Below are 21,156 nucleotides of genomic sequence, written 5' to 3'. Positions count from 1 at the left end.
CTTCGTCGTCGTACTCGGTGTTCGGTCGTGCCGCGGGAGCGTCCGCGTCGTGCGCCGTCAGCCGCACTGGCACGGCGCGCCCTGCTGGCACCCGCAGCTGCAGCCGGAGCCGCAGCCGCAGGCGCCGACCAGCGGGAGGCTCTTGATCTCGGCGGGCTGTTGGGTCTCGCGCTCCTGCGTGGGGTCCGGCGTGCTGGGAGTTTCGGCCATGGGTCCCTCCTCGAGACTGGTGCCTGTGCCCATTTCATGCCCACGGTGACGGGCGCATCAACGGCGCACTGGTGCTTGCGCACGCCCCGGTCGGGCTCCTTCGGGCCGCTGGCCCCCGGGGACCCTGGTCAGGCGCCCTCGACGCCCGTCGCCGGCTGGATGTCCTGCTGGAAATCGTCCGCGTGCTCGCCGGTCACCAGGTAGACCACTCGCTTCGCGACCGCCACCGCGTGGTCGGCGTAGCGCTCGTAGTAACGGCCCAGCAGGGTGACGTCCACGGCCGTCTCGATGCCGTGCTTCCAGCGGTCGTCGATCAGGTGCTGGAAGAGCGTGCGGTGCAGGAGGTCCATCTCGTCGTCGTCCTGCTCCAGCTGCAGCGCCAGGTCGACGTCCTTCGTGACGATCACCTCGGCCGCCTTCGCCATCAGGCGCTGGGCGAGCTGGCCCATCTCCAGGATGGTCGCGTGCAGGTCGTGCGGGACGGCGCGCTCGGGGAAACGCAGCCGGGCCAGCTTCGCGACGTGCTGGGCCAGGTCGCCGGACCGCTCCAGGTCGGCGCTCATCCGCAGCGAGGTGACGACGATACGCAGGTCGGTCGCCACCGGCTGCTGACGGGCGAGGAGGGCGATCGCGCGCGCCTCCAGGTCGTGCTGGAGGTCGTCGACCTTCTTGTCGGCCTCGATCACGGACTCCGCCAGCTTCAGGTCGGTGTCGAGGATCGCCGTCGTGGCGCGCCCGATCGCCGACCCGACGAGCCGGGCCATGTCGACCAGGCCCTCGCCGATCGAGTCAAGTTCCTCGTGGTACGCGTCCCGCATCAGGGTGTCCCTCTCTTACGTCTGCTTCGGCGGCCGGGGGCCGGGGCCCGTCGTCACCATGGCGAACACGGCGGACACGGCGCCCTCCGCGCCCCACGCTCCCACGTTCCGGCCCGTACGCGACCGTTTCCGACATCCCAAATGAACCAATACTGGCTCCAAGGTGAACTCTGGGCGACGAGTGTTCGAGGTCGCACTCCGATGGCTGTGGGCGGGGGACAGGACGTGCCTAACCTGGGTGCATGGACGTGAACGCGGCGGTCGCCGCAGCGGCAGCGATCGCCGGAGTGCTCACCGGCGTCATCGCCATGCTGGCGTTCCGCTGGAGCGAGCGCGACCAGAAACGCCCTACGCGCACCTCCCTGCACACCGACCCCGTGCTGCCGCCCGGCGTGGACACGGTGCTGTCCGTGCTGCGGTCCTCGGCCGTCGTGCTCGACGAGGCCGACGCCGTCGTCAAGGCCAGCTCCGCCGCCTACGCCCTCGGGCTCGTGCGCGGTGGCAAGCTCGCCGTCGAGCCGATGCTCCAGATGGCGCGCGACACCCGGCGGGACGGCGAGATACGTCAGGTCGAACTGGACCTGCCGCGTCGCGGCACCGGGCGCGGAGAGGCCCTCGCCGTCTCCGCGCGCGTGGCGCCCCTCGGCTCCCGGCTGGTGCTGCTGCTCGTCGAGGACCTCACCGAGGCGCGCCGGATAGAGGCGGTGCGCCGCGACTTCGTGGCGAACGTCAGCCATGAGCTGAAGACCCCGGTGGGCGCCCTGTCGCTGCTCTCGGAGGCCGTGATGGACGCCTCCGACGACCCCGAGGCCGTGGAGCGCTTCGCGGGCCGGATGCAGATCGAGGCGACCCGGCTGACGAACCTCGTGCAGGAGCTCATCGACCTGTCGCGGGTGCAGAACGACGACCCCCTCGAGGACGCCGAGCCCGTGCGTGTCGACGAACTCGTCGCCGAGGCCGTCGACCGCTGCCGCCACCAGGCCGGCACCAAGCAGATCACCATGGCCGCCGGCGGCACCGCCGACCTGCATGTCTGGGGCAACCGCGGCCAGCTGGCCGCCGCCCTCGGTAACCTGGTCGAGAACGCCGTCAACTACTCGCCCGCCCGCACGCGCGTCGGCATCGCCGCCCGCAGGGTGTCCGTGCCGGGCGGGGACCTGATCGAGATCGCCGTGACCGACCAGGGCATCGGCATCTCCGAGAAGGACAAGGAGCGCATCTTCGAGCGCTTCTACCGCGTCGACCCAGCCCGCTCCCGTGCCACGGGCGGTACGGGCCTGGGGCTCGCGATCGTCAAGCATGTGGCCGCCTCGCACGGCGGGGAGGTCACGGTGTGGAGCTCGGAGGGACAGGGCTCCACTTTCACCCTGCGGCTGCCGGAGGCGGGTGCGGCCCGCGACCGCGCGACCGACCACCCGTCCGGCCTCGATGAAGAGGACGGCCGGCCCGACGGAACGACCACCGTCTCATCCCCGTACGAACCGCTTCCCGCCCCGGAGGTCCTTCCGTGACCCGAGTGCTCGTCGTCGAGGACGAGGAGTCCTTCTCCGACGCCCTGTCCTACATGCTCCGCAAGGAGGGCTTCGAGGTCGCCATCGCGACCACCGGGCCCGACGGTCTCGACGAGTTCGAGCGCAACGGCGCCGATCTCGTGCTGCTCGACCTGATGCTGCCCGGTCTGCCCGGCACGGAGGTCTGCCGCCAGCTGCGCGGCCGCTCCAACGTCCCGGTGATCATGGTCACCGCCAAGGACAGCGAGATCGACAAGGTGGTCGGGCTGGAGATAGGGGCCGACGACTACGTCACCAAGCCGTTCTCCTCCCGTGAGCTGGTCGCCCGTATCCGGGCCGTCCTGCGCCGCCGCGGCGAGCCCGAGGAGGTGACGCCGGCCGCGCTGGAGGCGGGGCCGGTGCGCATGGACGTCGACCGTCACGTGGTCACGGTCTCCGGCTCGAAGGTCGACCTGCCGCTGAAGGAGTTCGACCTCCTGGAGATGCTGCTGCGCAACGCGGGCCGCGTCCTGACCCGTATGCAGCTCATCGACCGCGTCTGGGGCGCCGACTACGTGGGGGACACCAAGACCCTGGACGTCCACGTCAAGCGCCTGCGCGCCAAGATCGAGCCGGACCCGGGTGCCCCGCGCTACCTGGTGACGGTCCGCGGCCTCGGCTACAAGTTCGAGCCGTAAGCCGAACCCCCCACGCGCGCGTACGAGCCGGACGGCCCCCACGCGCGCGTACAGCACGACGAAGGGCGGCACCCCTGGAGGGGTACCGCCCTTCGTGCGTACGGGGGCGGGCCGACCGGAGCACGGGGGCACGGCCGATCGAGTGCACATGGCCCGTCCGGTGTGGCCTCTCGGCGTACGGCCACGCGCACGAACCGTCGCGTGCGGTCTCTCCGTGGGCGGCCGGCCCCTCTGTGCATCAGGTCGCGCGGACACATGGGCCTTCGGGCCGCACGGCCCCTCACGCGTTCGCCGTCGCGGTGCGCGACCGCGACGGCGGAGTGGGGCGGTGCCGAACCGCCCCCACCCGGCGGCCTCGGAGGCGGCCGCCGCCCGGCCTCAGTGCCCGGCGGAGCCCGACGCGGTCGCCGTCGCCGTGCCCGACGCCGACTTCGCCGGCTTCGACGGCTTCGTGCCAGCATGGGCGCCGCCGTGGGCGCCGGCGCTCGACGACGCGGACGGCGAACCGGACACGGAGGGTGACCCGGAGGCGGCCGGCGACCCGGAGGCGGACGGCGACGGGATGTTGCTCGGTCCCCACATGGAGAAGTAGCTCTCGGCCGGGACGACGTACGCCCGCAGGGTGACGTCACCGGTCTTGCTGAAGGTGAAGGTGGTCTTCTGGGCGTTGCCGTCCTGGACCGCGACGCCGGGGTTGTTCAGCGTGGCGGCGGGGTTGCCCTTGCCGCCGAGCACGACGGAGCCGCCTGCCGGGATCGTCACCTTCCCCGTGCCCTTCGCGGGGGAGATCTGCGCGGTGCCGTCGCCCTCGACGCTGATCGAGTCCAGCGTCTGGGGGGTGCGACCGGTGTTGAAGATGGTCACCGAGACCACGGCCGGGCCGGTGGACTTCGGGTTGGGCTGGGTGATGATCAGCGCGTTCTGGATCTTGATGTCACCGACGCTGGTCGCCGCGTTGTCCGGCTTGACCTCAAGCGTCTGGCTGTTGTTGCCGGCGCCGCACGCGGCGAGCGAGGCGATCGAGAACGCGATGGCGGCGGCGGCGAGGGCGCCGCGTCGAAGGCTGCTGCTCACGGCGGCGGCAACTCCTTGAACGTGGGCGGAGCAGGGCGACTCCCTGATAAAGCCGCCCTAAGTGTCTGTCAGCGGCCTTAGGTTACCGAGCCGTTCCCAGGCCCCCGCACCCGACCCGCCCCTACCCCTCCGTAGGCCGTCGCCAGGGTCCACCCGGGGCGCCTGCGTCGCACAGTTCCCGTGGGCCTCATCAGCCTCTTTGACCTCGTCGTAGTCCAGAATTCACATAAGCGTCCCGAGCCCCTTGGGGATTTCCCGCAAGGAATGCATGGCGGTACCGAAAATCGATCATCGGGAGAACAGTCGGGGATCGCCGGGCGTCTTGATCAATTCCGGATTCGTCTCGTACCGGACTCCAGGCACCGAACGGAGTAGCGGAAGTCGAGCGCTTGGAGCCGGACAAATGGGGATGATTCAGGCCTGGTCGGAGGTCCTCAAGGTGGGTGACGTTCGCGTTTCACCCCGCCCGTAGAGCGGCTCCGACCTGCGAATACCCTGTTCCGCTCCCCCCTCGCAGCACGTTCCTGTCGCGGTTGTCAAGCCCCGAGATATGCCCTGACCTGCGAAAACGCCATTCAGAAGACGCGGTTTCCGTGTTACCCTGGATAGCCACGGAAGGGGTACCTGTCACATGACGTTCAAGGTTGGCGACACCGTGGTCTATCCCCATCACGGGGCCGCGCTGATCGAGGCCATCGAAACTCGCCAGATCAAAGGCGTGGACAAGACCTACTTGGTGCTGAAGGTCGCCCAGGGCGACCTGACGGTGCGTGTGCCAGCGGACAATGCGGAGTTCGTCGGCGTGCGTGATGTGGTCGGTCAGGACGGGCTGGACCGGGTCTTCGAGGTGCTGCGCGCGCCGTACGCCGAGGAGCCCACGAACTGGTCGCGTCGGTACAAGGCAAACCTGGAGAAGCTGGCCTCCGGCGATGTCATCAAGGTCGCGGAAGTCGTCCGTGACCTGTGGCGTCGTGAGCGTGAGCGCGGACTGTCCGCTGGTGAGAAGCGGATGCTCGCCAAGGCGCGGCAGATCCTGGTCAGCGAGCTCGCCCTCGCGGAGAACACGAACGAGGACAAGGCCGAGGCTCTGCTTGACGAGGTCCTCGCGTCCTGAAGCCCATTCCGGTCCGCGCGCTTCCCGGCCCGGAAGCGCCGCGGGCGGACCGGCGCACAGCACCCATGCAATGCCGCGGTGCCCGATGACGCAGTAGCTGTCGCCGGGCGCTGCGGCATGTTCGTACCCGGACGCCGGATGTGAAGCCCTGCCGAGAAGTGGAGTGCACTACTCGGCTGCCGTACGCCGGGGGAGACCCCCGATACTTGGCGTGCCGGGCCCGGGCAGACGGCTCGACCGGAAGTCACGGAAGGGTCCGGTCGAGGCTCGTGCCCGGCACTGCCCCGAGCTCCCGCCTTGGCGTGAGCTGGAGGCACCCCCAGGCCATACCCATCCCGGCCGAGCACACAAACCTGACAGGAACCGATGTCTGACGATTCGCGCCCTTCACCCTCCGGAGTTCGCACGGCAGCCGTGATTCCGGCCGCCGGACGGGGCGTACGCCTCGGTCCGGGCGCCCCCAAAGCGCTGCGCGCGCTGGGCGGCACGCCCATGCTCGTCCACGCGGTGCGCGCGATGGCCGCGTCCCGCGCCGTCTCCCTCGTGGTCGTCGTGGCACCGCCCGACGGGGCCGGCGAGGTCAAGTCGCTGCTCGACGCGCATGCGCTGCCCGAGCGAACGGACTTCCTCGTGGTGCCCGGCGGGGACTCGCGCCAGGAGTCCGTGAAGCTGGGCCTCGACGCGCTGCCGCCCGAGTACGAGATCGTGCTCGTCCATGACGCGGCCCGCCCCCTCGTTCCCGTGGACACGGTGGACGCGGTGATCGAGGCGGTACGGGAGGGCGCACCGGCCGTCGTACCGGCGCTGCCGCTCGCGGACACGGTCAAGGAGGTCGAGCCGGCCGGTACGCCCGGCCGGCCGGAGGCGGTCGTCGCCACGCCCGACCGTGCACGGCTGCGCGCGGTGCAGACCCCGCAGGGCTTCGACCGGGCGACGCTGATCCGGGCCCACGAGACGGTCACGGACAACGTCACGGACGACGCGAGCATGGTCGAGCAGCTCGGGCTGCCGGTCGTGGTGGTCCCCGGCCACGAGGAGGCCTTCAAGGTCACGCGGCCCCTGGACCTGGTGCTCGCGGAGGCGGTCCTGGCGCGCAGGAGGCTGACCGATGGCTTCTGAGGCGCCGCTGTTGCCCCAGGTGGGCATCGGGACCGACATCCACGCCTTCGAGGAGGGGCGGGAGCTGTGGTGCGCGGGCCTGAAGTGGGAGGGCGAGGGTCCCGGTCTCGCGGGTCACTCGGACGCGGACGTGGTCGCGCACGCCGCGTGCAACGCGCTGTTCTCGGCGGCCGGGCTGGGTGACCTGGGGCAGCACTTCGGCACGGGACGCCCCGAGTGGTCGGGCGCGTCGGGCGTCACGCTGCTGACGGAGGCCGCGCGGATCGTGCGCGCGGCGGGATTCCGGATCGGGAACATCGCGGTCCAGGTCGTGGGCTCGCGTCCGAAGATCGGCAAGCGCCGTGCGGAGGCACAGAAGATCCTCTCCGAGGCGGCGGGGGCACCGGTCTCGGTGTCCGGCGCGACGACGGACGGCCTGGGGTTCCCGGGCCGGGACGAGGGCCTGATGGCGATCGCGACGGCGCTCGTGGTGCGCGTGAGCTGAGAGCGTGCGAGGGTACCCGGAGAGTGACCAGTGACCCAGGTCCCGGAGGTAGCCCCATGCCCGCCGCCGTACTGTCCGACCGGCTCAAGGCCCTGCTCGACCGCCCCGTCTTCGTCGTCGTCGGGACGATCATGCCCGACGGCAGCCCGCAGCTCTCGCCGGTGTGGGTCAAGCGAGAGGGTGATCACGTCCTCTTCTCCACGACCGTCGACCGGCAGAAGAAGAAGAACCTGGACCGCGACCCCCGGGTGAGCGTCGAGGTCCACGACCCCGATTCGCCGTACGAGTACGCGGAGATCCGGGGCACCGCGGAGCTGACGACCGAGGGCGGCCCGCAGCTCATCGACGAACTGTCGCTGAAGTACACCGGCAAGAAGTACGCCGAGTTCAACCCGGCGTCGGGGCAGGACGCGGAGCGGGTGGTGGTGCGGATCATTCCGCGGAAGGTGGTCGGCAGCCTCTGAGGCGGTGTCCGTCGGCCCGGGGGCGGCGGCTGCTTCGGCCGGACCGTCGGCGGCGCCCGCCGCGTGTCACGAATGCGTGGCCGTGGGCCGAAGGGGAGTGAGGCACTCTTCCCGGGCCACTACCCTGGACACGTGACTATTCGCCTGTACGACACCAGCGCCCGGCAGATCCGTGACTTCACCCCGCTCAAGCCGGGTTGTGTCTCGATCTACCTGTGTGGCGCCACCGTGCAGGCCGCACCGCACATCGGCCACATCCGCTCGGGCCTCAACTTCGACATCATGCGGCGCTGGTTCGAGTACCGCGGCTACGACGTCACGTTCATCCGCAACGTGACGGACATCGACGACAAGATCATCGCCAAGTCGGCCGACCAGGGCCGCCCTTGGTGGGCGATCGGGTACGAGAACGAGCGCGCCTTCAACGAGGGGTACGACGTCCTCGGCTGCCTGCCGCCCACGTACGAGCCACGGGCCACGGGCCACGTGACCGAGATGGTCGAGATGATGCGCACGCTCATCGAGCGCGGGCACGCGTACGAGGCCGAGGGGAACGTGTACTTCGACGTGCGGTCCTTCCCCGGCTACCTCCAGCTGTCCAACCAGGAGCTGGAGAACCTGCGCCAGCCCGAGGGCGAGGGCGAGACCGGCAAGCGGGACTCGCGCGACTTCGCCCTGTGGAAGGCCGCCAAGCCGGGCGAGCCCTCCTGGGAGACGCCGTGGGGCCGCGGGCGCCCCGGCTGGCATCTGGAGTGCTCGGCCATGGCCCACAAGTATCTGGGCAGCGCCTTCGACATCCACGGCGGCGGGCTGGACCTGATCTTCCCGCACCACGAGAACGAGATCGCCCAGGCCAAGGCCTTCGGCGACGATTTCGCCCAGTACTGGGTGCACAACGCCTGGGTCACCATGGCCGGCGAGAAGATGTCGAAGTCGCTCGGCAACTCCGTGCTGGTGAGCGAGATGGTCAAGCGGTGGCGGCCCATCGTGCTGCGCTACTACCTCGGCACCCCGCACTACCGCTCGATGATCGAGTACAGCGAGGACTCCCTGCGCGAGGCCGAGTCCGCGTTCGCGCGCATCGAGGGCTTCATGCAGCGCGTCGTGGAGAAGGCGGGCGGAGCGGTGGAGCCCGCCGCCGAGGTGCCGCCCGCCTTCGCCGAGGCGATGGACGACGACCTGGGCGTACCGCAGGCGCTCGCCGTCGTGCACACCACCGTCCGGCAGGGCAACAGCGCGCTGGCCGCCGACGACAAGGAAGCCGCCGTGGCCCGGCTCGCCGAGGTGCGGGCCATGCTCGGTGTCCTCGGCCTCGACCCGCTCGACGCCCACTGGGCCGGCGAGGGCGATCGCGGCGAGGACCTGCACGGCGTGGTCGACACCCTCGTCGGCATGGTGCTCCAGCAGCGGGAGGCGGCTCGCGCCCGCAAGGACTGGGCCACCGCGGACGCCATCCGCGACCAGCTCAACCAGTCCGGGCTCGTCATCGAGGACAGCCCCCAGGGCCCACGCTGGGCGCTCGGCCCGCGCTGAGCCGCTCACCGATCCGATGATCGATTGTGCCGCCCGGCCCTCCGGGCGGCACACTGCATAGACGTACGTACGAAGGTTTCAACAGACAGGTAGGTCATGGCCGCGAACAACCGCCGCATGTCCGGCAAGAAGGGCGCGCAGGTCGGCAGCGGCGGCCAGCGGCGCCGGGGCCTGGAAGGCAAGGGCCCGACTCCGCCCGCCGAGATGCGCAAGGGGCATGCCAAGCAGCGTGCCGCGCAGGCGAAGGCGCGCCGCTCGCCCGCGCGCCCCCAGCGTCGTCCGGGCGGAAAGGGGTCCTCCGAACTGGTCGTCGGGCGCAACCCGGTCGTCGAGGCGCTCCGCGAGGGCGTGCCCGCCTCCACGCTCTACGTCCAGCAGTTCATCGACAACGACGAGCGTGTGCGCGAGGCGCTGCAGCTCGCGGCCGAGCGCGGTGGCATCAACCTCATGGAGGCCCCGCGTCCCGAACTGGACCGGATGACCAACGGGCTGAACCACCAGGGTCTCGTCCTCCAGGTGCCGCCGTACGAGTACGCCCACCCGGAGGACCTCGCCGACGCCGCCTACGACGAGGGCGAGGACCCGCTGATCGTCGCCCTGGACGGGGTGACCGACCCGCGCAACCTGGGTGCCGTCGTGCGGTCCGTCTCCGCCTTCGGCGGGCACGGGGTCGTCGTGCCCGAGCGGCGCGCGGCCGGAATGACCGCCGGTGCGTGGAAGACGTCCGCCGGTACGGCCGCCCGTACGCCCGTGGCGCGCGCCACCAATCTGACGCGCGCCCTGGAGGCGTACAAGAAGGCGGGGATCACGGTCGTGGGGCTGGCCGCCGACGGGGAGGCCGACCTCGGCGAGCTGGAGGCACTGGAGGGGCCGGTCGTCATCGTCGTCGGCAGCGAGGGCAAGGGGCTCTCGCGGCTGGTCGGCGAGACGTGCGACGTCCGGGTGCGGATTCCGATGCCGGGCGGCGCCGAGTCGCTCAACGCCGGTGTGGCGGCGGGGATCGTGCTGTACGAGGCGGCCCGCAGGCGCGTGTGACGCCCACGGCCCCGAGCGCCTGAACGGACGTTCGCCTCGTTCACCCGTACGGGGTAATCCGGCCGTTCAGGACGAGCTTGACGGAGTCCGGACAGATCCACGCGGTCAAAGCAGTGTCCTAACCACACGTCACTCGGTTAGATGAGTGTGGAGACCAGAACACGCCGCACACCGACGGGTGACCGATCGTCGGGCTTCGACGACACTCCCGCGCTGAGCATGGTGAAGGTGCCGAGCGACCCGGCGCAGGTCATCGTCAATCACGCGAGCTTCCGCGTGCAGTTGGGTGCGTCGGTGCGGCGCGCCCAGTCCCCGCAGGTCGCATCCCAGGACGTCGCGCGCATGCCCTCCGTCGGGGCGGCGGGCATGGCGAGCGCGTCCGGTGACGCCGGTGGACGCCGTCGGCCCGTCGTCTGGAGCGGAAGGTCGGCGCCCGACGACACCGGGGCGCACCGGCTGCTGCAGGCGGTGCGCAACTCCAGCGTGCGCCACGGCGAGGAGTCGGCCGCCGACGCGGGCGCCACTCAGGTCATGCCCCGCATCGGCGTCGAGGACCTGTCCGGGCCCGGCGGCTACGGGGACGACCTGTCCGCACCCACCGTGCAGACCCCGCTCGTCGGCGGCCAACGCGGCCACCACTACGGGCAGACCCGGCTGCTGCCGCACATGCGGAGCGCGGGCACCGCGTACGACGAGCCCGCCCACGACGAACACACCTATGGCGGACCCTTCCATGGCGGATCCGGCTACCAGGGACCCGCCGGATCGGTCCCCGGCGCCACCACGTACGACGAGTCCGCCTACCGCAAGCCCCCTTACGGCGACTCCCCTTACGGCGACTCCGGCCACAGCGACTCCGGCTACGGCGACTCCGCCTACAGCCAATACCTGTACCGGGACGCGGAGCTCGATACCGGGGCGCGGACGCCGACGCCGCGGACCAGGCGGCACGGTGGCGAGCACGTGCGGCACGCCTACTATCCCGGCCGCCGTATGAACCTCGGCGTGGTGCTGCTGCCGCTGCGTGTCTTCCTCGGCTCCATCTCCGTCTACGCCGGCATGGGCAAGCTCTGCGACCCCGTCTACTTCGACGGCGGCGAGCGGGGCTCCATGGTCACCTGGCTCAACACGCTGCACCCCTGGCAAGTCGCCGAGCCACTGCGGCAGTTCGCCCTCCAGCACCCCGTCGGCACCGGTCTGGTCGTCGCCTTCCTGCAGGTGATCGTCGGCGTGCTCACGGTCATCGGCCTGTGGCAGCGTGTCGCGGCCGCGGTCGGGGCGGCGCTGTCCGCCGCGCTGATCGTCACCGTGAGCTGGCGGACGGTTCCCGCGTACGACGCGCCCGACATCATCTATCTCGCCGCCTGGTCGCCGCTGGTCATCGCCGGGGCACCGGTGTACTCAGTGGACGGCCGTCTCGCGAGCAGCGCGTGGCGCCGGCTCGGACCCCGGTCGGACATCTGGAAGCTGCGGCGGTACGTACTGCGCCGCGGGGCGCTGGTGACGGCGCTGGTGACCGGGCTGACACTGCTGGTCGGATCGCTGCTCGGCGGGGCGGTACGGGACACGGGCCGCGTGGTCGTACCCGGTCCCGGCGAGGCACCGCGCAACGAACTGCCGGGTTCGCCGCTGCCCGGGACGCCGGGGAAGCTGCAGCACCGGGCGAGCCCCCCGTCCTCGCAGTCCCCGACGACGCGGGGCACGACGTCATCGCCGTCGAGCGCCGCCACGACGCCGGGCGCGGTCGGCGCCACGGGCACTGTCACGGGCGGCCGGCCGAGCCAGACCCAGGGCATGGTGGGCCAGGCCCCGTCGCGGCATTCGGGGCCGGCGCAGCAGGCCCCGAGCACGAGCGCGGGCCCGTCGTCCTCCGGCGGCAGTGGCACGGGTGGCCCGACGGGCGGGTCGAGCGGCAGCGGCGGAGGAAGCAGCTCCGGGGGTTCGGACCACCTGGTGGGCGGACTGCTGGGGTGACTCCGGACGGACCTGGGAAGGGGCCCCGCACACGCCGTGTGCGGGGCCCCTTCCCGCGGGATGTGCGAGGAGGACCTGAGCCGGTCGTGGACCCGCGCTCGGGCGGAGCCCTCAACGCCCCAGCGCGGCGAGTTCCTTCGCGGCCTCGGTGAGGTCCTTCGCCGTGTCGATGGCCCGCCAGTACGCGCCCTGGGGGATCGGGAAGCCGGCCAGACGGCGCTCCCGGGCCAGACGGGGAAACGTCGTGCGTTCGTGGTCGCCGCGCTCGGGAAGCATCCTGGCGAAGTCGGCCGAGAAGACGTAGACGCCCGCGTTGATCTCGAACGTCGACGGCGGGGCCTCGATGAAGTCGGTGACGCGGCCGAAACCGTCCGTCTTGACGGCGCCCCAGGGGATCCGCGGGCGCGCCAGCGCGAGCGTGGCGACCGCGTCACGCTCGGTGTGGAAGTCCGCCATGTCGCGCAGCGAGAACCGGGTCCAGATGTCGCCGTTCGTCGCGTACCACGGCTCGTCGGGGTGGGGCAGGTGCTCGGCGGCGTAGCGCAGGCCGCCGCCGCGGCCGAGCGGTTCCGTCTCGACGACGGTCGTGACCCGGACGGGCAGGTCGGTGGAGTCCAGCCACTTCTGCAGGACCTCGGCGAGGTGGCCGCAGGAGATCACGACGTCCGTGACACCTTCTTCGGCGAGCCAGGAGAACTGGTGTCCGATGATCGGCGTTCCGGTGCCCGGGATCTCCACCATCGGCTTGGGGCGGTCGTCGGTGTACGGACGCAACCGTGATCCCTGGCCCCCGGCCAGGATGACGGCTTGAACGGGGCGCGAGGCGGCGTTCGGATCGGTCATGACCGAACTGTACGTCGCGCCCCGTCCGTCGCTCCGGGCGGCAGGCGGACCGTCATCAGCCGTTCTGCGTCGCCACGCCCGAGGCGAAGGACGTGTCGCAGACCGGGCGGGCGTAGGACTGGGCGCGCGCGGGGCCGTACACGCGGACCGCGGCGCGGCCCAGGGCGCGGGCGATGGACACGCAGTGCTTCGCCAGCGACGGGCGGCCGTTGACGGCCTGCTGGAGGTGGGTGAGCGCGACGCCCGGGTTCTTCTCCTGGAGCTCCAGCAGGAGTCTGTCGCGCAGCACGTCCTGCGGGGCGCGGGAGGAGGCGCGCGTGGAGACGTCTTCGGAGGAGGCGGCGAGAACCGAGGTCGAAGAGCCCCCTGACCAGTTGACGCGGGTGACCGCGAGGGTCCCGGACAGCACCAGGACGACGGGCAGGACGAGGGCGAGGGTACGGCCGACCCGGCGGGCGGGGCCGGGGCCGCGGTGTGTCCGTGGGGTAGTGGAGTGCTTCACGCGAGTGAGAGTAGCGTGCGGTAGTGATTTGGCGACATTTAGTCACCGGTTCGGGGGATGAGGAATCGGAGATTTCGGGGTAGGGGTTGACGCGGCCGAGGGAGATGTCCCGTTTGCCGGGGTATTTGTCGACAGCGAAGAGGGCCCCGCGGCTGCCGCAGGGCCCTCTTCGTCAACCTCGGGGAATTCACCCGCTATGGGGTCTTCGCCCCGGCCGTGCCGGTGGACGGGCCTCAGTCGGAGAGGCGCTCGCCCGTCGACGTCGAGAACACGTGGGTCTCGCCCGGCCGCGGCACGACGTGCAGCTGCGCGCCCTTCTCCGGCACCTGGCGGCCGCCCACGCGGACGACCAGGTCCTTGGTCTCGCCACCGACCTCGGCGCTGCCGTAGACATAGCCGTCGGCGCCGAGCTCCTCGACGACGTTCACGGAGACCGCGAGACCGGCCGGGGCGTCCTCGCTGTCCTTGGACAGGGAGGCGGTGGCGGAGCCGTCCAGCTCGACCACGTCGAAGTGCTCGGGGCGGACGCCGACGGTGACCGTGCGGTCGCCCTTGTCGGTCGCGGCCTTCAGGGCCTCGCGGTTGACCGGCACGACGCTGTTGCCGAACTTCACGCCGCCGTCGGTGATCGGGACCTCGACGAGGTTCATGGCCGGGGAGCCGATGAAGCCGGCGACGAAGAGGTTGGCCGGGCGGTCGTACATGTTCCGCGGCGAGTCCACCTGCTGGAGGATGCCGTCCTTCAGGACGGCCACGCGGTCGCCCATGGTCATGGCCTCGACCTGGTCGTGGGTGACGTACACCGTGGTGACCCCGAGGCGCCGCTGGAGGGACGCGATCTGCGTACGGGTGGAGACACGGAGCTTGGCGTCGAGGTTGGACAGCGGCTCGTCCATGAGGAACACCTGCGGCTCACGCACGATCGCGCGGCCCATGGCGACACGCTGGCGCTGACCACCGGAGAGCGCCTTCGGCTTGCGGTCCAGGTACTCGGTGAGGTCGAGGATCTTCGCGGCCTCCTCGACCTTCTGGCGGATCTCCGCCTTCGGCACACCGGCGATCTTGAGCGCGAAGCCCATGTTGTCGGCGACCGTCATGTGCGGGTAGAGCGCGTAGTTCTGGAACACCATGGCGATGTCCCGGTCCTTGGGCGGCAGGTGCGTGACGTCGCGGTCGCCGATGCGGATGGCGCCGGCGTTCACGTCCTCGAGCCCCGCCAGCATGCGGAGCGAGGTGGACTTGCCGCAGCCGGACGGGCCGACCAGAACGAGGAACTCCCCGTCCTCGATCTCGATGTCGAGTGCGTCGACGGCGGGCTTGTCGGAACCCGGATAGATCCGGGTCGCCTTGTCGAACGAGACAGTGGCCATGGTGAATGGGCCCCCTTCACCGGCAGGAACGTGCCGGACGATCCGTTGTAAAGGTGGTGTGCCACTACGGGGTTCCGTTGTGGTGTAGTCCACAAGAGTGAACTGGCTCAGGACGGTACCTGCCGTTCACCGGCTCTGTCAGTACCCGGGGGACTGTGAACTTCGCGGAAATTTTCGACGGAACCCGGCCGGGACCTGGGTACACTGCACGGGCGCGCAGGTGCACGCCTCCTTAGCTCAGCTGGTCAGAGCACCGCTCTTGTAAAGCGAAGGTCGTCGGTTCGAATCCGACAGGGGGCTCCGCACGCCGGGGCCACCCGCACCCCACGGTGCGGGTGGCCCCGGCGTCCGTGCCGAAGGGATCAGCCCGTCCGGAGCACCGCCGTCAGGACCTCCCGCAGGGTCGCCTCCGGATCGGCCACGGATTCCTCCGCCCGCCATGCGACGAACCCGTCCGGCCGCACCAGGACCGCCCCCTCGGCCGTCGTCCCGTGGACCCGCGCCCAGTCGGCCGCGTCGCCCTCGTCGCAGGGGGTCAGGTCGGCGCCGCGACCCGTGCCGATCCGGTACGCGTCCAGCCGTACGGCCTCGCGGCCCGCGATCCGGCGGGCGGCCGTGTGCCATCCCGCCGTGTCCCGCGCGTCGCTGAGCAGCACCATGGAGCGCTCGTACAGGTCGAGCGTCGACATCCGCTCGCCGGACCGGGTCAGCCACATGTGCGGGGCCCGGCTGCCCGGCTGCCCGGTCAGCCGCATCCCCTCGGGCACCACCGGTTCCGCCGGGTCGGCGCCCACCACGGCGCCCTCCGGATAGCGGTAGCCCAGAACGACGTTGAGGATGCCGCTTGGCCTGCCGTCCCCGCCCATGCCGGGGGCCGGGGAGAAGCCCGGGTGGCTGTGCTCCACGGAGCGCGCCGAGGCACGGGCGCTGGTCGCCAGGGCCACCGGCCGGCGTTCCGCGTCGTAGCTCTCCAGCAGCCCGGGCCCGGCCCAGCCGCCGAGCACGGCGGACAGCTTCCAGGCCAGGTTGTGGGCGTCCTGGATGCCGGTGTTGGAGCCGAACGCCCCGGTGGGGGACATCTCGTGGGCGGAGTCCCCGGCGAGGAACACCCGGCCCGCCGCGTACCGGTCGGCGACGCGCTCCGCCGCGTGCCAGGACGCCTTGCCGGTGATCTCCACGTCGAGGTCCGGGACACCGGTGGCCAGGCGGATGTGCCGCTCGCAACGCTCGGCGGTGAAGTGCTCCAGGGTTTCGCCCCGTTCCGGGTGCCAGGGCGCGTGGAAGACCCAGTGCTCCTTGTTGTCGACGGGCAGCAGGGCGCCGTCGGCCTCCGGGCCGGTGAGGTAGCAGCAGATGAAGTGCCGGTCGCCGACCGCGTCGGCGAGCAGCTTGGACCGGAAGGTGAGGCTCACGTTGGCGAAGAGGTCGCCGGGCCCGGTCTGCCCGATGCCGAGCCTGCGCCGGACCGGGCTGCGCGGGCCGTCGGCCGCGACCAGGTAGTCCGCGCGGACGGTGTACCGCTCCTCGGTGGTCCGGTCCCTCACGACCGCGGTCACTCCTTCGGGGTCCTGCTCGAAGGACTCCAACTCGTGGGAGTACCTCAGGTCGCCACCCAGGTTCCGGGCGCTCTCCAGCAGTACGGGTTCGAGGTCGTTCTGGCTGCACAGACACCAGGTCGTCGGACTGAGCCTCGCGAGCCCGCCGCCCGGGTCGATGTGCCTGAACAGCCACTCGCCCGCGTCATCGACGAGGGTCGGGGTCTGCAGGATGCCGTGGTTGTCGGCCAGGAGCGACGCCGCCGTCTTGATGTCCGGCTCGATGCCGGCCACCCGGAAGAGTTCCATCGTCCGCACGTTGTTGCCGCGTCCACGCGGGTGGACGGAGGTTCCCGGGTGCCGTTCGACGAGCGTGTGCCGTACGCCGTGGCGGCCCAGGAACAGGGACATGGACAGGCCCACCAGGGAGCCGCCGACGATGAGGACCGGAACCCGGTGGTGGGCTTCTTCGTGCATCGATGCCTCCAAGGGCCACGGTGCGGTTGCGAGGCGCGTCGGAGTTTCCATGCCCTCTGGGAGCGGGTCCGCGTGCCCCATCACCCGCGTGGTTCATACGAGTCGCGCGCTCCCTTCGACCGGCACACGATCGAGGAACGCTGACGTCGTGTCACCCGAGGCCGACGTCGGACCTCTGCCCCCGTGAAGGAGATGTGCGCAGGATGACCACAACGTCTGAACGTGTTTCAGAACCGCTGACGCGCAATGTGTCGAAACGGGTCTCCCAGTCCGTGTTCGACGGCTCCCGGCTCCGGGTCGTCCTGCTGGTCGACGTCTACGACGGAGCGCAGCAGCAGTTCCTGGAGGCGTACGAACAGCTGTGCAGCCAGGTCGCGTCCGTACCCGGACATGTCAGCGACCAGCTCTGCCAGTCGATCGACAACCCCTCGCAGTGGCTCATCACCAGTGAGTGGGAGAGCGCCCCGCCGTTCCTCGCCTGGGTGAGCAGCGAGGAGCACGTGCAGATGGTGAAGCCGCTGCACGGCTGTGTCCGGGACACCCGGTCGCTGCGTTTCCACATCGTCCGGGAGACCGGCGACCGGACGGCGGCCCCCGAGCCCGCCCAGCGCCGGCTGCAGTTCTCCCCCCGGATCGGTGACGGCAGGATCCGTCATGCGCTCACCTTCACGGTCAAGCCCGGCAGCGAGCAGACGGTCGCGGGGATCCTCGCGAACTACGCCTCGCCCGAGGCGCAGGTCGACGACACCACCCGGCTTTGCCGCACCTCCCTGTTCATGCACGGCAACCGGGTGGTGCGGGCCATCGAGGTGCAGGGCGACCTGCTGGCGGCACTGCGGCACGTCTCCCGACAGCCCGAGGTGCGGGCCGTCGAGGAGGCCATCAACCCGTATCTGGAGCAGGACCGGGACCTGGGCGACCCGGAGTCCGCCCGGGTCTTCTTCACCCGCGCGGCGCTGCCCGCCGTCCACCATGTGACGGCGGATCAGGAGTGCCCGGAGGCCGAGCGGCACGCGCTGTACTACCCCGCCCGGGAGGGCTGCGGCATGCGGCTGGCGCGGCTGCTCGCCGAGCAGGACGAGGCGGCGGCGGACGATCCGGGCAGCCCGGTGTGCGGCAGCACGATCTTCCAGCGCGACGACATCGTGGTGCGGCTGATCGACGTGCGCGGCGGTCTCGACAGGGACCCCGTCCGGTCCCTCGGTCTTCAGGACCCCGAGCAGGCGGCCGAGCTGACGACCCTGCTCGACCGCGCCGCCGTCGGAGCGGACGGCTCCGCGCTCAAGAGCGGCGACCTCGCACGCTTCCTCACGCTCGCCCGCATGGGCCTCGTCACCGACCGTCGGCCGGCCGAGGCCTGACGGGCGCCCGCGGGCCACGGCGGCCGCGCCCCCCATGTCGACGCAGCACACCATTGGAGGAATCGACGTGATCAAACCCCGTCCAAGAATCGTTGATCTCGGCGAGATCGACCCCAACCGCAGACGCGGAGGCGATCTGCGCGCCATGCTCACCCCGGCCACGGTCGGCTCCACCAGCGGCTTCATGGGCGTGGCCATGGTGCAGCCCGGCGACCGCATCGGCGAGCACTACCACCCCTATTCAGAGGAGTTCGTCTACGTCGTCTGCGGGCAGCTGGAGGTGGACCTGGACGGCGACCCCCACCCCCTGCGGCCCGAGCAGGCGCTCATGATCCCCGCCTATATGCGCCACCGCTTCCGCAACGTCGGTGACGAGGAGGCACGCATCGTCTTCCACCTGGGCCCGCTGGCACCGCGTCCACAGCTCGGCCATGTCGACACGGAGGCGACCGACGGCGCGGTCACGGGCGCACCGGAACGAGCCGAGGCGGGCGCTGCCCGGCCGGCCGGCCGAGGTCAGGTCCGTTCATGATCCGGCGCGTGGCGGTCACCGGCATAGGCGTCGTGGCACCGGGCGGCATCGGCGTCCCGGCGTTCTGGGATCTGCTCGCCAACGGCCGTACCGCGACGCGGGGCATCACCTTCTTCGACCCGACCGGCCTCCGCTCGCGGATCGCCGCCGAGTGCGACTTCGACCCGGCGGCCTGCGGACTGGAACCGGAGCAGATCGAACGCGCCGACCGGTACATCCAGTTCGCCCTGGTCGCGGGCGAGGAAGCCGTACGCGACGCCGGCCTCGACCTCGCCCGGGAGAACCCCTGGCGGGTCGGGGTCTCCCTGGGCACCGCGGTCGGCGGAACCACCCGTCTGGAGCACGACTACGTCCTGGTCAGCCACCGCGGGCAGCGCTGGGACGTGGACCACCGTGAGGCGGGTCCGCATCTGCAGCGCGCGTTCTCGCCCAGCACGCTCGCCTCGATGGTGGCCGAGCGCTTCGGGGCCCGCGGTCCCGTGCAGACCGTCTCGACGGGCTGCACATCGGGCCTCGACGCGGTCGGATACGCCTTCCACACCGTCGAGGAGGGCCGGGCCGACATCTGTGTGGCGGGCGCCTCGGACTCGCCGATCTCGCCGATCACCATGGCGTGCTTCGACGCGATCAAGGCCACGTCCCCGAACAACGACGACCCCGCACACGCCTCCCGTCCCTTCGACAACAACCGTGACGGGTTCGTCATGGGCGAGGGCGGCGCGGTGCTGGTCCTGGAGGAACTGGAACACGCCCGGGCCCGCGGCGCGCGTGTGTACTGCGAGATCAGCGGCTATGCCACCTTCGGCAACGCCTACCACATGACCGGTCTGACCAGCGAGGGCCTGGAGATGGCCCGGGCGATCGAGGAGGCGCTCGACCACGGCCGCATCGACGGCTCGGCGATCGACTACGTCAACGCGCACGGCTCGGGCACCCGGCAGAACGACCGCCACGAGACCGCCGCGGTGAAACGAGCCCTGGGTCATCACGCCTACGACACACCGATGAGCTCCATCAAGTCCATGGTGGGCCACTCCCTCGGTGCGATCGGCGCGATCGAGGTCGTGGCCTGTGTGCTGGCCCTGGACCGCCAGGTGGTGCCGCCGACCGCGAACTACGAGACCCCCGACCCGGAGTGCGACCTGGACTACGTGCCACGTGTCGCCCGCGAACGGAGGCTGAACAGCGTGCTCTCCGTGGGCAGCGGGTTCGGTGGCTTCCAGTCCGCGGTGGTCCTGACCCGTCCGAGGGAGAGGACACGATGAGAGCACCGCACCCCCGGCGTGCCGCCGTCACCGGAATCGGCGTCGTCGCGCCCAACGGGACGAACAGCGAAACCTTCTGGAAGTCCACCCGGGAGGGCTTGAGCGTCCTGGACCGGGTGACCCGCGAAGGCTGCGAGAACCTTCCGCTGCGGGTGGCCGGCGAGGTCCGCGCCTTCGATCCGTCGTCGCTGATCGAGGAGCGCTACCTGGTCCAGACCGACCGGTTCACGCACTTCGCGATGGCCGCGGCCGACTTCGCGCTGGAGGACGCCCGGCTCGGCCCGGCCGACGCCGACGCCGCGCCGTTCTCCCTGGGCGTGGTCACCGCGGCCGGCTCCGGCGGCGGTGAGTTCGGCCAGCGGGAGCTGCAGCGGCTGTGGGGGAAGGGAAGCCGCTTCGTCGGCCCCTACCAGTCCATCGCCTGGTTCTACGCGGCCAGCACCGGCCAGATCTCCATCCGTCGCGGGTTCAAGGGCCCCTGCTCGGTCGTCGCCGCCGACGAGGCCGGCGGCCTGGACGCCCTCGCGCACGCCGCGCGGGCCGTGGTGCGTGGCACCGATGTGATCGTGGCCGGCTCGACCGAGGCGCCGCTGGCCCCGTACTCGATGGTCTGCCAGTTGGGCTACGAGGAGCTCAGCACCGTCCAGGACCCGGCGTTGGCCTACCGCCCGTTCACCGAGGGCGCCTGCGGGTTCGTGCCGGCGGAGGGCGGAGCCATGCTCGTCGTGGAGGACGAGACCTCGGCCCGTGAGCGGGGCGTGCGCGTGCGGGCCCGAGTCGCGGGACACGCGGCGACGTTCACCGGGGCCTCCCGCTGGGAGCTGTCCCGGGAGGGGCTCGCCCAGGCGATCCGCGGGGCCCTGGACGAGGCCGGCTGCGCCCCAGAGGAGATCGACGTCGTCTTCGCCGACGCACTCGGGGTACCCGAGGCGGACCGTGCCGAGGCGCTGGCGATCGCCGACGTCCTGGGCGCGCACGGCCGACGCGTGCCCGTCACCGCGCCCAAGACGGGCACGGGCCGTGGCTACTGCTCCGCGCCCGTGCTGGACACCGTCGCGGCGGTGCTCGCGATGGAGCACGGCCTGATCCCACCCACCCCCAACGTCTTCGACATCTGCCATGACCTCGATCTGGTGACCGTTCGCGCCCGCGCCGCCGAGCTGCGCACGGCGCTGGTCCTCAGCCGCGGGCTCATGGGATCGAACACAGCGCTCGTGCTGCGGCACGGCGTCGCCGAGGCCTCGTAGCTAGGCCGTCC

General features: G+C 71.2%; 20 protein-coding genes and 1 tRNA gene. 14 read left to right on the top strand and 7 right to left on the bottom strand.

The genetic code is table 11. The features are described from left to right. Positions 1 to 57: 57 nt before the first annotated feature. The gene (locus tag ASC56_RS41110) at positions 58 to 210 is read right to left on the bottom strand and encodes a hypothetical protein (RefSeq protein ID WP_199835939.1); all 153 of its coding nucleotides are present in this window, start codon (positions 208 to 210) and stop codon (positions 58 to 60) included. 128 nt (positions 211 to 338) lie between these two features. Next, positions 339 to 1,028: a phosphate signaling complex protein PhoU gene (gene phoU, locus ASC56_RS08170; protein WP_055490553.1), complete on the bottom strand. Its 690-nt coding sequence runs from the start codon at positions 1,026 to 1,028 to the stop codon at positions 339 to 341. Positions 1,029 to 1,270: 242 nt separating this feature from the next. Here phoU and ASC56_RS08165 point away from each other — a divergent pair, with 242 nt between their 5' ends. Then, on the top strand, positions 1,271 to 2,539 hold the full coding sequence (locus ASC56_RS08165; RefSeq protein ID WP_055490552.1) for a cell wall metabolism sensor histidine kinase WalK: 1,269 nt from the start codon (positions 1,271 to 1,273) through the stop codon (positions 2,537 to 2,539). Next, the gene (locus ASC56_RS08160) at positions 2,536 to 3,216 is read left to right on the top strand and encodes a response regulator transcription factor (RefSeq protein ID WP_009340348.1); all 681 of its coding nucleotides are present in this window, start codon (positions 2,536 to 2,538) and stop codon (positions 3,214 to 3,216) included. Before ASC56_RS08165 ends, ASC56_RS08160 begins: the two co-directional genes overlap by 4 nt. 378 nt (positions 3,217 to 3,594) lie before the next feature. On the opposite strand, the gene ASC56_RS08155 is transcribed toward ASC56_RS08160, so the two are convergent. Next, a complete protein-coding gene (locus tag ASC56_RS08155) occupies positions 3,595 to 4,290 on the bottom strand; it encodes a hypothetical protein (RefSeq protein ID WP_055490551.1) in 696 nt (231 codons plus the stop codon). Between the two features lie 631 nt (positions 4,291 to 4,921). On the opposite strand from ASC56_RS08155, the gene ASC56_RS08150 reads away from it, so the two are divergent. From ASC56_RS08150 to ASC56_RS08120, 7 genes are all read left to right on the top strand, one after another. Beyond that, positions 4,922 to 5,404 (top strand): CarD family transcriptional regulator, encoded by a 483-nt coding sequence (locus ASC56_RS08150; RefSeq protein WP_003953493.1) that lies wholly within the window; start codon positions 4,922 to 4,924, stop codon positions 5,402 to 5,404. Positions 5,405 to 5,770: 366 nt separating this feature from the next. Further along, positions 5,771 to 6,523: a 2-C-methyl-D-erythritol 4-phosphate cytidylyltransferase gene (gene ispD, locus ASC56_RS08145; RefSeq protein WP_055490550.1), complete on the top strand. Its 753-nt coding sequence runs from the start codon at positions 5,771 to 5,773 to the stop codon at positions 6,521 to 6,523. Further along, positions 6,513 to 7,007: a 2-C-methyl-D-erythritol 2,4-cyclodiphosphate synthase gene (ispF, locus tag ASC56_RS08140; protein WP_055490549.1), complete on the top strand. Its 495-nt coding sequence runs from the start codon at positions 6,513 to 6,515 to the stop codon at positions 7,005 to 7,007. Before ispD ends, ispF begins: the two co-directional genes overlap by 11 nt. A 56-nt stretch (positions 7,008 to 7,063) precedes the next feature. Continuing rightward, positions 7,064 to 7,471: a PPOX class F420-dependent oxidoreductase gene (locus ASC56_RS08135; RefSeq protein WP_055490548.1), complete on the top strand. Its 408-nt coding sequence runs from the start codon at positions 7,064 to 7,066 to the stop codon at positions 7,469 to 7,471. Positions 7,472 to 7,603: 132 nt separating this feature from the next. Further along, the gene (gene cysS, locus ASC56_RS08130) at positions 7,604 to 9,004 is read left to right on the top strand and encodes a cysteine--tRNA ligase (RefSeq protein WP_055490547.1); all 1,401 of its coding nucleotides are present in this window, start codon (positions 7,604 to 7,606) and stop codon (positions 9,002 to 9,004) included. A gap of 96 nt (positions 9,005 to 9,100) precedes the next feature. After that, positions 9,101 to 10,039, top strand: a complete 939-nt coding sequence (gene rlmB / locus ASC56_RS08125; RefSeq protein WP_055490546.1) for a 23S rRNA (guanosine(2251)-2'-O)-methyltransferase RlmB — start codon at positions 9,101 to 9,103, stop codon at positions 10,037 to 10,039. 141 nt (positions 10,040 to 10,180) lie between these two features. Further along, a complete protein-coding gene (locus ASC56_RS08120; RefSeq protein WP_079102362.1) occupies positions 10,181 to 12,013 on the top strand; it encodes a DoxX family protein in 1,833 nt (610 codons plus the stop codon). 111 nt (positions 12,014 to 12,124) lie between these two features. On the opposite strand, the gene ASC56_RS08115 is transcribed toward ASC56_RS08120, so the two are convergent. From ASC56_RS08115 to ASC56_RS08105, 3 genes are all read right to left on the bottom strand, one after another. Then, on the bottom strand, positions 12,125 to 12,856 hold the full coding sequence (locus ASC56_RS08115) for a nucleotidyltransferase family protein (RefSeq protein ID WP_055490544.1): 732 nt from the start codon (positions 12,854 to 12,856) through the stop codon (positions 12,125 to 12,127). A gap of 55 nt (positions 12,857 to 12,911) precedes the next feature. Next, on the bottom strand, positions 12,912 to 13,358 hold the full coding sequence (locus ASC56_RS08110; protein WP_055490543.1) for a hypothetical protein: 447 nt from the start codon (positions 13,356 to 13,358) through the stop codon (positions 12,912 to 12,914). Between the two features lie 233 nt (positions 13,359 to 13,591). After that, positions 13,592 to 14,728 carry an ABC transporter ATP-binding protein gene (locus ASC56_RS08105; protein WP_055490542.1) on the bottom strand — a complete coding sequence of 379 codons (1,137 nt, stop codon included), beginning with the start codon at positions 14,726 to 14,728 and terminating at the stop codon, positions 13,592 to 13,594. A gap of 226 nt (positions 14,729 to 14,954) precedes the next feature. On the opposite strand from ASC56_RS08105, the gene ASC56_RS08100 reads away from it, so the two are divergent. Next, positions 14,955 to 15,028: transfer RNA gene (locus tag ASC56_RS08100), tRNA-Thr, on the top strand. A gap of 62 nt (positions 15,029 to 15,090) precedes the next feature. Here the strand turns inward: ASC56_RS08100 and ASC56_RS08095 are convergent. Then, positions 15,091 to 16,740, bottom strand: coding sequence for an FAD-dependent monooxygenase (locus ASC56_RS08095; protein WP_055490541.1), 1,650 nt, complete (start codon positions 16,738 to 16,740; stop codon positions 15,091 to 15,093). A gap of 203 nt (positions 16,741 to 16,943) precedes the next feature. On the opposite strand from ASC56_RS08095, the gene ASC56_RS08090 reads away from it, so the two are divergent. The 4 genes from ASC56_RS08090 (at position 16,944) to ASC56_RS08075 (ending at position 21,145) form a co-directional block, all read left to right on the top strand. Next, positions 16,944 to 18,101: a SchA/CurD-like domain-containing protein gene (locus tag ASC56_RS08090; RefSeq protein WP_055490540.1), complete on the top strand. Its 1,158-nt coding sequence runs from the start codon at positions 16,944 to 16,946 to the stop codon at positions 18,099 to 18,101. Between the two features lie 67 nt (positions 18,102 to 18,168). Next, positions 18,169 to 18,633, top strand: coding sequence for a cupin domain-containing protein (locus ASC56_RS08085; protein WP_055490539.1), 465 nt, complete (start codon positions 18,169 to 18,171; stop codon positions 18,631 to 18,633). Next, entirely contained in the window at positions 18,630 to 19,898 is a 1,269-nt protein-coding gene (locus ASC56_RS08080) for a beta-ketoacyl synthase (protein ID WP_055490538.1), read from the top strand. The genes ASC56_RS08085 and ASC56_RS08080 overlap by 4 nt, the downstream gene beginning before the upstream one ends. Further along, positions 19,895 to 21,145 (top strand): ketosynthase chain-length factor, encoded by a 1,251-nt coding sequence (locus ASC56_RS08075; RefSeq protein ID WP_055490537.1) that lies wholly within the window; start codon positions 19,895 to 19,897, stop codon positions 21,143 to 21,145. The genes ASC56_RS08080 and ASC56_RS08075 overlap by 4 nt, the downstream gene beginning before the upstream one ends. Positions 21,146 to 21,156: the final 11 nt, after the last annotated feature.

Source organism: Streptomyces sp. TP-A0356, assembly GCF_001417775.1.
In the GTDB taxonomy this organism is placed as follows: Bacteria; Actinomycetota; Actinomycetes; order Streptomycetales; family Streptomycetaceae; genus Streptomyces.
Note: the sequence above shows the minus strand (reverse complement) of the source record. Positions and strands in the feature narration are given on the sequence as shown.